The 12138-nt window shown below is 29.6% G+C and carries 13 protein-coding genes; all 13 read right to left on the reverse strand.

All coding sequences use genetic code 11. The annotated features are described in order from the left end of the window. The gene (locus HMPREF1253_RS01560; RefSeq protein WP_023055002.1) at positions 1–1647 is read right to left on the reverse strand and encodes a recombinase family protein; all 1647 of its coding nucleotides are present in this window, start codon (positions 1645–1647) and stop codon (positions 1–3) included. 3 nt (positions 1648–1650) lie between these two features. Next, on the reverse strand, positions 1651–1875 hold the full coding sequence (locus HMPREF1253_RS01565; protein ID WP_004825731.1) for a hypothetical protein: 225 nt from the start codon (positions 1873–1875) through the stop codon (positions 1651–1653). Between the two features lie 153 nt (positions 1876–2028). Then, on the reverse strand, positions 2029–2766 hold the full coding sequence (locus HMPREF1253_RS01570; RefSeq protein ID WP_023055001.1) for a phage replisome organizer N-terminal domain-containing protein: 738 nt from the start codon (positions 2764–2766) through the stop codon (positions 2029–2031). An 84-nt stretch (positions 2767–2850) separates the two neighbouring features. Next, positions 2851–3267 carry a DUF4829 domain-containing protein gene (locus HMPREF1253_RS01575; RefSeq protein ID WP_023054996.1) on the reverse strand — a complete coding sequence of 139 codons (417 nt, stop codon included), beginning with the start codon at positions 3265–3267 and terminating at the stop codon, positions 2851–2853. A 112-nt stretch (positions 3268–3379) separates the two neighbouring features. Next, positions 3380–3511 (reverse strand): hypothetical protein, encoded by a 132-nt coding sequence (locus HMPREF1253_RS10570; RefSeq protein WP_023055007.1) that lies wholly within the window; start codon positions 3509–3511, stop codon positions 3380–3382. A 202-nt stretch (positions 3512–3713) separates the two neighbouring features. Beyond that, positions 3714–4241, reverse strand: coding sequence for a PcfB family protein (locus HMPREF1253_RS01580; RefSeq protein WP_023054992.1), 528 nt, complete (start codon positions 4239–4241; stop codon positions 3714–3716). A gap of 183 nt (positions 4242–4424) precedes the next feature. Beyond that, complete coding sequence (locus tag HMPREF1253_RS10235; protein ID WP_023055011.1) at positions 4425–4598, reverse strand: hypothetical protein; 174 nt, start codon at positions 4596–4598, stop codon at positions 4425–4427. Between the two features lie 73 nt (positions 4599–4671). Beyond that, entirely contained in the window at positions 4672–6306 is a 1635-nt protein-coding gene (mobQ, locus tag HMPREF1253_RS01590; protein ID WP_023055009.1) for a MobQ family relaxase, read from the reverse strand. A 333-nt stretch (positions 6307–6639) separates the two neighbouring features. Next, positions 6640–6930 (reverse strand): DUF3847 domain-containing protein, encoded by a 291-nt coding sequence (locus HMPREF1253_RS01595; protein WP_023054990.1) that lies wholly within the window; start codon positions 6928–6930, stop codon positions 6640–6642. 183 nt (positions 6931–7113) lie between these two features. Beyond that, the gene (locus tag HMPREF1253_RS01600; protein ID WP_023055004.1) at positions 7114–8190 is read right to left on the reverse strand and encodes an amidase domain-containing protein; all 1077 of its coding nucleotides are present in this window, start codon (positions 8188–8190) and stop codon (positions 7114–7116) included. A 145-nt stretch (positions 8191–8335) separates the two neighbouring features. After that, the gene (locus HMPREF1253_RS01605) at positions 8336–8902 is read right to left on the reverse strand and encodes a hypothetical protein (protein WP_036739116.1); all 567 of its coding nucleotides are present in this window, start codon (positions 8900–8902) and stop codon (positions 8336–8338) included. A gap of 2 nt (positions 8903–8904) precedes the next feature. Beyond that, positions 8905–10269, reverse strand: coding sequence for a hypothetical protein (locus HMPREF1253_RS01610; protein ID WP_023054989.1), 1365 nt, complete (start codon positions 10267–10269; stop codon positions 8905–8907). Positions 10270–10583: 314 nt separating this feature from the next. Further along, positions 10584–11834: an amidase domain-containing protein gene (locus tag HMPREF1253_RS09565; protein ID WP_202899115.1), complete on the reverse strand. Its 1251-nt coding sequence runs from the start codon at positions 11832–11834 to the stop codon at positions 10584–10586. Positions 11835–12138 lie beyond the last annotated feature (304 nt).

Raw genomic sequence — 12138 nt, forward strand, 5'->3', positions numbered from 1 at the left:
TTAGAGATTGTAAAATACTTGTAGTGTGTCTGTATTTCCTATGAAATTGTAGTAAATATCAATTGTTTGGGTGATTTCTCCATTCACTACTTCTTTTTCGTGAACATAGATTTTTGAGATGAGTTCGTTTAAGGTTTCTTTGTCCAGCTTCTTTATATCCCTATGTTTTTTTATGAGTTCAATCCATTTTTTGACATTAATATCTTCAAGATCGTCTTTAACAATCAATTTTTGATTATCTTCTATTCTTTGATTTAGATAATCTTGTTCGTTTTGTGATTTTTCAAGAATTTTTTGGAAGTTACTTTCACTTATCTTGTTATCTATCCAGTCATCATATAGTCTTTCAATCTTTTTAGTTAAGTCTTCTACTCTTATCTGATCTTCGTAAATCTTATCCATAATAAATTTTTGTTCTTCTTCATTATCAATTTCTCGTGATCTTTCAAGTGCTTTTATAATTTCTTTTTCGTCTTTTAATGCTATTTCTGCATTTTTCCTAATATCTTTAAGCACTATCTCATAAAGAGTATCGTAATAAATTCTATGTTGACTACATAATGACTTTCCATATCTTCTATAAGTGTTACAAGTGAGTAACTTTTCTCTTTTTTTCGATTTGTTTCTTCCAAGATTTAAAGATTTTCCACAATCGGGACATTTCACAATGCCTGCAAATATACTTTCTTCTCCATTTTTAAATGGTCTTCTCCTGCTCTTTAATTTTTCATTTGCTATATTATAAATATTTTCAGAAATAATTGGTTCGTGTGTATTTTCTACGATTATCCATTCCTCTTTAGGTTTATCGGATAACCAACCTACTTTGAATTTATAATTAACTTTTTGACTAGCAATATGACCAATATAAACTGGGTTTTCAATAATTTCTTTTAGGGTTGTGCAGTCCCACCAATACTCTCCACCATCTACGGTCATTTCTAACTTAGTTTTTTTATTTCTAAGTCCTTTTTTTCTATTCCACCAGGTGGGTGTAGGTATTTTTTCTTCAAAAAGTCTTCTTCTAATTGCTTGTACTCCGTAACCACTAAAAGCAAGATCAAAAATTTTTTCAACAATCCATGAAGTTTCATCATCAATTACTAATTTATGTGGATCATCATTGTCTTTCCTATATCCTATTGGAGCAAGACAACCAATAAATTTTCCTTGCCTTGCTCTTGTCATATAGGCAGATTTCATTTTTTTGGAAACATCTCTTGAATAAAACTCGTTTAAAACATTTTTAAAAGGAACTATTTCATTGTTTTCTTGAAAGGTATCTACTCCATCATTTAAAGCTATATATCTGACATTGTTCTTTGGGAAGAAATTTTCTGTATAGTATCCAGTCTGCAAATAGTTTCTTCCAAGCCTTGATAAGTCCTTAGTGATGACTATATCTACTTTTTTGTTTTCAATATCTCTAATTAGTCTTTGAAATGACGGTCTATTTGTATTTAATCCAGTATATCCATCATCTATATATACATCGTAAATACTCCAACCTCTTGATTTTACATAGTTTTCTAAAAGCTCCTTTTGGTTTTGTATACTGGCACTCTCTCCTTTCTGCTCATCATCTTTAGATAGTCTGCAATAAATTGCAGCTTTGAATGAAAAGTGATTTGAATTTGTTTGTATCATTTCCTATTCCTCCTTGTTTGAGTTTTCAGAAATAACACAACTTTCTCTAAAACTATTTTTATTATAGCACTCTTTTTTATTGCTATCAATATTATATTTGTTATACTCAATTTCATTAGTCTTATTTAATTTGCTTGATTTTTTTATTAGTCTTAGAAAAGCGTCCGTATCTGTTCTTCTATTATCATAATTTCTTTTTACAATGTATTTTGTTTGTCTTTTTGTCATAGCTTATCCTTTCATGCAATAAAAAAAGGCGATTAGATTTTTAATTTTCTAATCGCCTTTTAAGTGTCATATTTGTATTTTTATTATATCTGGCATACTTTGATACCTTTTTAGACTTAAAGTCTTTAATAGTGGCTTTCCACCTCTTTTTACCTATAAATATTCTCCTACATCATAGTTCATTTTTTTATTTAAACCTTTCTGTCTTAGTTTGTCTTTGTCTTCTTCATACCAATTTAAGATTGTTGCATAGTGGTTTTGGTAGGTCTTACCTCTGCTTTCCATGTATCTTGATAGTTTATTTATCATTATGTCTGTGTGTGAGTTTAGTTTTTCATTAAGTTTTTTATATTCTTCTTTGCTTAACCTTACATTTTTGAATTCTCCATAAAAAATGGGGGTGGACTTTTTATCTATCTCTCCCTCTCTCTCTTTATCTATCTCTATATCTTTCTCTATCTCTATCTCTCCGTTGCACTTTTGTTGCTTATGTGTTGCATTGGTGTTGCATTGCAACATTTTTAATTCTCTAGACTTTCTTGAACGCCTTGTAGAAGCTGTTTCTGATCCTATTAGGCTTGGTATTTCAGTTAGGTAGTATTCATCATTTTCTGTTACAACTTCTAATAAGCCTTGATTGATTAAATAATTAACTGTAACCATTACATCATCGTCTGTTTCATCTATGGTTAGTGCTAACTCTTTTATAAAATCACTTTCTACTCCGTCATAATAGAGTTTGCCCTCATCTTTTAGGCTTAGTAGTAGAAGTTTTAGGTAGATTATCGTGTAGGTATCTCCTCCCGATATTCTCCTTAATCTTTTTATCCTCTTGTCTGTGAAAAATTCTTCTTTTAATTTTATCCAATAATATCTTTTGTTTGTTGCCATTCTAATCCTCCTTGCAATAAAAAAAGAAGTAGATTTTTTCTCTACTTCTCCTTATAATTTATATTTTATTTTTCCTTATATTTTTTAATAACCTTGATCTTCTATCTTCCATTCCCCATCTTTGTCTGGTCGAACTAAGGTCCAGCTGTAATTCTTGTATTCATCCTTACTTAATACAGGATTTTTACCAGTCACATCAAATTCTGAAAATAGAACGATAATATTATTTGGATCTATATCAGTGCCCTTGCCTGCTCCATATTCCATAAATTCTTTTATCACATCATCAGATTTAGCTTCATCGTAGCGTACTGCTTTTAATTCTGAGCCTGGGAATGAAAAATTATCCTTTACTACTTTAATTGCAGAATCTATTTCTTCTTGGCTAAATTTATTTGAATCACCTTTATCAATTGTAATATCTCCATCTGTTTTCCCTTTACATCCTGTTAATGAAAATAAAATCATTATAGCAAGAAGAATTCTAAAACCACCTTTCATAATATTTTCTCCTTTAATTATAAAATACCTTGTCCACATAATAACGTGTCTTGCCGAGGTTTACTCTTTGTTTGGCTGTCTCATTTATTTCATTGCCCTTTAAGGGCTTGGTCTAGGACTTTTTTGTTTTCATCTCCTGATGATTGACTTCTCTTGCGACTTCATTTCTTGCCTTATCCATTAATGTTTTTATGCTATTAAAAACATCATCATGAACTCTATCTATGTTATTTTTCTTATTCATACAAGCACCTCTTTGACCTCTTAACTGCTTTAATTATATCATAAATATTGTGTTTATTCTATTTTATATCCTTTCTACATTGATATATTCCAGATTTTCGATAATCGAAATTCTTGATTTCCGATTTTCGGAATTCTGGACTTCTGCTTTTCGGAAGTCTTGTTATTATGGTTATTTAAGGGTGTAACTTTTCGTTACTCCCTTAAATTTCTCTGGTCATATCTTTTTTACTTGGTTTTACTTTTTCTTTTACTTTTCTTTTGACTTTTTCTTTTGTCTTATCCTTACTCTTAGATAGGTCTTTGTATTTCTTTATTTGTTTTAGAATACTTTCTTTTTCTTTTTTATTTTCCTTGGCTATGACTTGTTTAAAGGCATATTCCATTACTTTTATGTCTTTGGCTTGGAAAAATATTTCATAGTTTTTGCTTTCTTTGTTTTTCATTACTGAGAAACTTACTCCAAGTTTGTTTAGTTCTTTTTTTAAGTCTTTAAGGTCGCTTTGATCTATGCTTATATTTTCTAGTTGTCCTTTTTTGTAGAGGTCTTTTATTTTCATTTCATCTCCCATAAGGCTTTTTAGGTTTCCGTTTACTTTTTCTAAAGTATCATTCATCTTTTTTCGTATTTCTTTGTCTAAGTTGATTGATTCTTTTGCTGCCTTTATTGTGTATGTTATTATGGTTTGTGCTGCTTGACCTGCTTCTTTGCTTATTTCTTCGTTTATCATTTCTTATCTCCTTTGTTTGAATTAAAAAAAGGGAAGTATATACTTTAATTTTTCTATACTTCCCTTTGATTGTTTTTATTTGGTTGTTCTTGGTGGTGGAATGCTTTATTTTGATGTTTATATAGCTTTCTTAGGTATTTGTACCTTTTATACATTAAAATAGCTTACAATGCCTTTCCACCTTTAGTAGTTTATGTGTGTTCTTTTGTCTGATAGATAGTTTTTCATGTTGGAATATATAATCTGCACTTCCTCATTGTTCATTGCTTTTATTTCTTCGGTGCTTTTATATGTTTTGTATGTTCCATCTTGATCTGCTTTTATGAGTTCATCTATTAGCTCTTGCCTTTTATTCATCTCTATTACCTCCTAGATCTGCCTTTATTTTCTTGGTCATATTATAGCTTGGATAAGATATTTTTACCAGGTCTTATCTGTCTTGATTTTTGTAATAGTCTTTAGTCATTTGTCTTTTTTTATTAAAACTATCACTATCTTGCTTATATTCTTTTATCTTCTCTATGATACTTTCTTTTTCTCCCCTCTTAATTGCCTTGTCAATTTCTATTGATAGGTCAATACCATATTCTTCATTTACTACTTCTACTGCATATTTAATATGATTTATTTCCTTGTATCTTTCCCTTATCTTTTCTGACTCTGTATTTAATTTACTGATTTCATCTTCTAAGTTTTTAATTTCTCCTAACCATTCTTTTTCTCTTAAATTTTTCTTTCTACTAATTTTTTCAATTAAGGTTCTTGCCCTTATATGTTGGTCTATTTCCTTTTGATTATTTTTGTAGAAGCTTTCTTTGAATATTTTCTTGCTTTCATATTCTTGGTAGGTTGCTTTTGTTTTTCTTACAGTCTTTGCATAGGCTAAATACTTATTAAAGTCTTCTATCTTTTGACTGTTTTCTTTTATGGTCTTATATATTTCAGAGTTTTTACTTCTTAGGTTATTTACATGTCCTTGTAGGTCTGATATGGTTTTTATTTTGTTTTCTATTAGATAATTTATTCCACTTGCATATCTTTTTAGATCATAGATTGCTTTGTTTCTTTTCCCATAAAATGATAATTCAGCTCTATTATTTTCTTGCATTTCTTGATAGAAGCTTAAATATTCATAGAGGTTAAAGAGTCCTGATTCATTTTCGATTTGCTTTTTACTTTGGTCTTTATATTCCCTATATGATTCTTTTAGCTTATCTTTGAAGCCTGCTAACCAAGATGTTATTTTCTTTATTTCATTGCCTATGTTTTTTAATAGTTCATTCTGTTTTTTTATTTCACGATTTATATCTCCTTTTTCTGTCCTTATTCCTTTTCTTTCCATTGCACTAGCACTTGCTCCTAGATGTATTGTTGGTATTTGTTTTATGCCTTGTCTTTTAAAACTCCTATGGTCTACTCTTTTTTCTATCTTATTTTTTGCTAGATATTCATTACAAAGGTCTGAAAAATTTTCTCTCCATTTTTCTACATTGCCTTTATCATTCCAGGTTGTTAGTTCTACTTTTCTTGTTTTAGGTTTTCCATTTTTGTTTAAAACTTTTTCTCCTTTTTTATCTAGGATATATTCTTTTTTACTTTTTTGCCCCCATGTTCCATCTTCATTTATTGGTCTTACTATGGTCATTATATGAGCATGGATATTTTGATTTCCATCTCTACTTTCATCATGAATTGCTAGGTCTACTATCATTCCCTCTTTTACAAAATTGTTTTGAACATATTCTTCTATCATCTTTTTATTTTCTTCTATGCTTAACTCTTTTGGTAAAGATATGATAAAGTTTCTTGCAAGTTGGGCATTAGAATTTTTCTCAAAAAGTTCTACCGAGTTCCACAAGGTTTTTCGGTCTTTATATTTTTTTGGTGCGTGATCTGGCAAAAATATTTCTTTGCTAATTACTCCTTGTTTTTTGGTGTAGTCATGGGTTACTCCGTCCCATTCATTTTTTATTTTTTCTCCACTTATATATGCTGCACTTGCTACTGCACTTTTGCCTTTTCCTCTTGATATTATGTTTACTGAAAAATGAAAACTGTCCGCCATTTTTATCACTTCCTTTCATTTTTTGTTGTTTTAGGTGGAGGCTTAATAGATTTTTATATCCTCTTTGTGAATGAGCGTTTTGAAATGATAGAATAGAAAAAGCCGACTACTGAATTAATTTTTGTTGTTTCAGTATGTCGGCTTAATTGTTTTGTTCATTTCAAATATTAAAAGTCAAGGGCGAGCGTTAGCGAGTTTATTTACCCTTGACTTTTAAAAAGCGAATGGTTGTTGCTCCCTGCAAGGGTTTGGCTCCGCAGGACGCAAGCACCCTTTAGGGTGTATAATTGCGCCCTTAGAAAATCTAAGGGAGATTTAATTATTTTATTTTTCCTAATTTTCTCTTATTATTCTTAGTGTTTCTTTAAATTCTTTTGTCTTTGTTGCTTCTTCTAGTAGGATTTTTATTTCTTCATCTGTTAGTTCTTCTGCATTTTCTATAAGGCTTTCTAAAATTGCTCCTCTTGTTATGAGCCTATGAGTTCTTTCTTTTCTTCTTTTTACTATGTCTTGTTTTAATATCTTTTTTTCTTGATTTTTTAGTTGCCTTAGTCTTTCTTCTGTATCATCAATTTTATCTTTTATTTCTTTTGACTTTTGTCTTATTTGTTCTAATTTTTTCATATCTATTAATCCTTATCTCTAAATATTCATAATTAAAAACCCCTCCATCCTTATTCCGGATTTTGGGGTTCAGGTCATTCTCTGTGTAGCTTACATTTATGATCTTATAAATTTTTATTTGTAAGATTAACTACAATTAAATTTTTATATTCATATTTTATATAGTACCATTCTTATCGTGTTTTAAAAAAATTTGACTTTGTAACTTCCTCCACCATTCATAAAAGCTTCAACAACATCAACTAAAGGTTTGTCTATTCTATTCCTTGTATGATATGTCATTGCGAAATCACGATTATTTTTACTATTGTTAGTATAATCGGTGATATACATTGTATGATAACCATAATAGCTAAAATATTTTTTTCTTAATAACTGTACCGTGTCTCCTTTAAAAAAATTTAGCTTATTAAACATATTTTTATTTACAAAATCATCATCATCAATTGTTTCAGTTTTTACAATATTTGACCAGTAATTATTAAAATACTTAGCACTGATCCATGGACTAGGATCAGCTAAATCCCAACTATAATTCAGCTCTGTAATATCTTTTGGGTTATTATACTTATAATTTTTTCTTTTAATATACCATTTATTGTCAGTTCTATAACCACCATAATGTAAAATTTGTGACACAAAATTTGCACAATCTCCTCCTATAGGTCCACTTAAGTCAGGATAGTTACTATTATAGTTTTCATAGTAATTATGCGCATACCATATTGCATCAAGGTAATCAAAATGATCTTGATTTGAAGCACGCAAAGATAAGTTATTTTTTTCATTATATTGATTTTCATATATTGAATTAAATGCTTTTTCTAAATTCATTGTTTGTCTAGTAGGATTTTCAGTTATTAATGTTTCCAATGCACCTCTAACATAAATATCTAATTTTAATTTTTCATCTGTAGAACTTAGATCATATATCTTTAATATTTCAGCGATTACCTCTTCTCTGTCATTATAATTAAGAGATGTTGCTTTTTCTCTGAAATCGATTTTATTATTACTATATTTATTTATAATTTCACCGACTTCAGTTTCGAAAATCAATTCCTCTTCTAAATCATAATCATTATTTATGGCTTTAACATCTTCTTTTAATTCCATTAAATCCTCATATTCTATGCTATCAGAACTTACAGAATACATCTTTTCATGTTCTATGCTCTCTGAGTTATAAGCAAATACATTTGTTGCCATCGCTGTTAACAGCATCACCATGGCTATTAATAGAGTAAATCTTCTCTTCATTTCTAACCTCCTCTTATAATTTTGTTTGACCTCAATATATTTGACATTAAGATCAAATATTATCTATTTTTCCAACTGTTGTTTCTAGCTATATTCTAGAATGTGAGACTCAAATTAAAATCAAAGTGCGACAATTCAAAGTAAATCATTGTTCTAATACAATCCTATTTATTTTTTCTTTCAAATTGTAAGGGGTTTTATATATACCCTCTATATCTTTATTTCTTGATTTTACATTGTACCAGTATCTATTATCTGCACTATTTGGATTATCTTCTACTATCTCAACCTCATATTCTTCATCATTTTTTATTTTAATTAAATATGCTCCATCAGAATAAGCGGTATCCAACCCTAAATATTGATTATTTGAATCATATAAATTACAATCCTTATTTAGTTTATTCAATTCTTCTAAAACTTTCCTTTGTTGATCTGAAGATATATCTAGTTCTTTAAAACCCTCTTGTTTCTCATCATAAATATATACTTTCACAGACTCTCCATTATTTTCTTTATCAATAACAGACTCATCATTATTTTCTTTATCAATAACAGACTCTCTATTATTTTCTTTATCAATAGGTATATCATTTGAACTAGAACATGAGCTTAAATTAACCATAAGAAATATTATTAACAATAACCCTGCTGTTCTTTTTACAATAGAATTATTATAATCAGTTAGAAAGGTATTTGACATCCAAAACATAATTAATCAAATCCATCATAACTTCTATCGCCTCTAAATCTTATAGGACAATACTCAGTTATCTTATTAGCTGCATCTAAAGCTGCATTTCTTACTGATTTACCCCTTGATGTTTGATTCCAAAGTTGCCAGCAATAATTATAATTTTGAACTGAGTTAATGGATTCATACCAGCCTAAAAATGCTTTATTTTTTGAAATACCATTATATATTCCAAATGCATCAGACCAATTCGTATTAGCAGCTGTATTACATGCAGCTAAAAACACAAATTGGTAATTACTGCTTGGAACATCATTGTACTTAAGAAATGATCCCCCGTTTTTATTTGTCCCTATTACATTTGAAGAACCATGACATCCTGCATAAAATGCTTTAAGACCATAACCTAACATCGTATTTGCTCTAGACTTAAAATTAGTTACCGATGCAGCAACATCGACTGGATCATATCCCATTCTAGCTAAGCCAGCATGAGCATCAGTTGCTCTAGCAGTTCCATAGGCAACGTCAGGAACTGAGATAGCTCCTCCTTCATACATGTATATGTCTCCTCCAATAAGTTCACCAGAATACAAATCGACATAAACTTCCATGTTCTCATTTTTTAAAATGTATGCTTCTCTGATATCCTGATTCGCAATATTGTCTTCATTTATAATTAGTGGGTTTCCATCGACTGTATCTCCTTTTATGGTTTTATAAAAATCATCATTAGGAATAGCTGTTCCAATTCTTAAATCTTGAATTGGCTCCTTATTATATTTTTCTAGAAAATTATTTGCTATACTTATAGCTTCATCTTCTGAAATAGGATTTTTAGTTTGACTAAAACTTCTCAAAGAAATTTCCTTTTTCTCTATACCTTTCTTCTTAAAACTGACTAAAGCACCATTTTCTGTATCTATATAAGCGTCATAAGCATCATATTGGTTATGTCCACCATAAGGCATCATCTTTTCATATCTTAACCTTAAAGTAGTATCATCAAAATAACCTGAATGAACAAGCTCGTATCCTTCTTTAACAAGTTTTTGTTCAACTAAATTTTGAGTAACTCTAAAATCTTTTTTCGGTGTATTTTGTCTAAAATAATCTCCATTCGTTTCTTTTATCCTATCAATTGATATTATCCTATCATCTTCATCTAATAAAGCAAAAGACTCATTTCCTAGATTAACTCTATTAGTATCTTTTGCTGATCTCAAGTTAAATAATTGATGTTCTTTTTCCACATTACAACCGAGTTCTTCTAAAATTTCCATCGACTTTTGAAAATTAGTCATATCATTCATATAGCCTTGTGCAAATACTGTTGCTGGTAAAGCTAATACTAAGGCTAATAAAATTAATAAAAACTTCTTCATAAAATCCTCCTTTTTCACTTTCTCTCGCTTTAGCAAACTGTTGATTTGTTGATAAATAAACTGATAAATCTCAAATTATTAGTTTATTTATTATATTTGTCGCCGTTCTTATACCTTTGTGGATTTAAATATATCATCTAATTACCTCCTGTGCCTACATTACAACACTCACACTCGTCAAAACCAAATAATGTGTAAACACATATATCTAGTTTGTTGGCGATTTCTATTCCTATAAAAATTGTAGCTTGAGCCTCTCCATGTTCTAAAAGGCTAATATATTGTCTTGTTACACTTAACTCATCAAACCCTAGTTATAATTTATAAACGACATATACTCTTACTTTAACATTATCTCCACTAAGCCATCTTACACCTGTATTTTCATTATTGACTCTACCTGAATGGTTTCTTACGCCAACATCTTTTGTATTATTGTTGAAGCCAGTTATTATTAAAGTATGATATGCGCCATCTTTAGAGTTTAAAAAAGATATAGGGTATCCAGCTTGTGCATAGTTGTATAACCTTGTAAGTTCTCCATTTTTACTCAGATCGAAATCCTTATAAGCATATGATCTTGAGACCCAGTGCCACTTAAACATATTTGCCCCACGCCATGTAGAAGATACTTTGCTTGGGTCTTTTTTTGAACCATAAGAAAACCAGTTTCTACTATCGTCTATTTTAGGATATTCGTCTTTCATCTTTTTTTCTCCCGCATACAGACATTGAGAAACGAAATTAGCACAATCAACATCCCAATCAGGATAGCTGGGATTATAATCTTTCCAATACTCTTTTGCATAAGCAACACATTTTGAAGCTGCATCTTTTTCAGAGCTTCTATATAAAATATTTGTTTTTAAATATTTTTTAGCAATTGTTTCGTCGAAATTATCTTCTGATTCCATATCCTCAATATATAACAATGCTGATTCTTTGACTTCGTTTGGTAAACTATTAATATGTCTTTTTAGAATATTTATATTTTCTTCTGTCGTATCCAAAGTAGCGTAGTAATTAGGCTTGAGATTTTTATTTATATAGTCAACAATGGCTTCATACCCATCAGGTTCTTTAGCTGAGCGGATTATAATATCCTTAGCTTCATACTCTGAATCATCAATCGTATACTCTATCTTATTTAACATATTCGCTTTTGCTTTTTCTGCGATAGCCTTATTTGAAAGATTTGGATACATACCCCTGTACATATTGAAAATCTCAATATAAGATGATATATATTGATTTATAGACTTTTTTTCCATGGTCGGATATAGGTTCTGTAGTTCTGTCAAAAAGGTTTTGGTTTCATATTTGTCGTCAATATTAACTTTTGAAACTTCATTAGCACTAAGTGCTTTTAAAACTTGACTTGGCTCATAGTTTACACTTAATTGTTCCTCTTTACTTAATTTATTAAACCACTCTTGCCATTCTTTAGGGCTGACTTCTGAGTTATTATTTGCTGATGAAGCAAATACATTTGTTGCCATTGCTGTTAACAACATCACCATGGCTATTAATAGAGTAAATCTTCTCTTCATTTCTAACCTCCTCATATAATTTTGTTTGACCTCAATATATTTGACATTAAGATCAAATATTATCTATTTTTCCAACTGTTGTTTCTAGTTATATTATAGAATATAGCATCTAAACTAATCGCCATTACTATATCTCATAGGATTTAAATCCATTATTTCACCTCCTATCTATCTTACATATGAGTTTATCTTTACCTTTCCTGATAATGTTTTATTTGATTCATTATCAATCGTAACAACATATCTACTTCCTCTATTAGCCTTAACCTTTAATATTGAGTCTGAAGAAAAAAATTTAGTTATATATAATTTTTCCATC

The organism is Peptoniphilus sp. BV3C26 (genome assembly GCF_000478985.1).
GTDB classification, from domain to species: Bacteria; Bacillota; Clostridia; order Tissierellales; family Peptoniphilaceae; genus Peptoniphilus_B; species Peptoniphilus_B koenoeneniae.

What these genes read in the sequence shown, in the direction of transcription:
- HMPREF1253_RS01560 (WP_023055002.1), bottom strand. Translation starts at nt 1,647, where the DNA reads ATGATACAAACAAATTCAAATCACTTTTCATTCAAAGCTGCAATTTAT.
- HMPREF1253_RS01565 (WP_004825731.1), bottom strand. Translation starts at nt 1,875, where the DNA reads ATGACAAAAAGACAAACAAAATACATTGTAAAAAGAAATTATGATAAT.
- HMPREF1253_RS01570 (WP_023055001.1), bottom strand. Translation starts at nt 2,766, where the DNA reads ATGGCAACAAACAAAAGATATTATTGGATAAAATTAAAAGAAGAATTT.
- HMPREF1253_RS01575 (WP_023054996.1), bottom strand. Translation starts at nt 3,267, where the DNA reads ATGAAAGGTGGTTTTAGAATTCTTCTTGCTATAATGATTTTATTTTCA.
- HMPREF1253_RS10570 (WP_023055007.1), bottom strand. Translation starts at nt 3,511, where the DNA reads ATGAATAAGAAAAATAACATAGATAGAGTTCATGATGATGTTTTTAAT.
- HMPREF1253_RS01580 (WP_023054992.1), bottom strand. Translation starts at nt 4,241, where the DNA reads ATGATAAACGAAGAAATAAGCAAAGAAGCAGGTCAAGCAGCACAAACC.
- HMPREF1253_RS10235 (WP_023055011.1), bottom strand. Translation starts at nt 4,598, where the DNA reads ATGAATAAAAGGCAAGAGCTAATAGATGAACTCATAAAAGCAGATCAA.
- mobQ (WP_023055009.1), bottom strand. Translation starts at nt 6,306, where the DNA reads ATGGCGGACAGTTTTCATTTTTCAGTAAACATAATATCAAGAGGAAAA.
- HMPREF1253_RS01595 (WP_023054990.1), bottom strand. Translation starts at nt 6,930, where the DNA reads ATGAAAAAATTAGAACAAATAAGACAAAAGTCAAAAGAAATAAAAGAT.
- HMPREF1253_RS01600 (WP_023055004.1), bottom strand. Translation starts at nt 8,190, where the DNA reads ATGAAGAGAAGATTTACTCTATTAATAGCCATGGTGATGCTGTTAACA.
- HMPREF1253_RS01605 (WP_036739116.1), bottom strand. Translation starts at nt 8,902, where the DNA reads ATGTTTTGGATGTCAAATACCTTTCTAACTGATTATAATAATTCTATT.
- HMPREF1253_RS01610 (WP_023054989.1), bottom strand. Translation starts at nt 10,269, where the DNA reads ATGAAGAAGTTTTTATTAATTTTATTAGCCTTAGTATTAGCTTTACCA.
- HMPREF1253_RS09565 (WP_202899115.1), bottom strand. Translation starts at nt 11,834, where the DNA reads ATGAGGAGGTTAGAAATGAAGAGAAGATTTACTCTATTAATAGCCATG.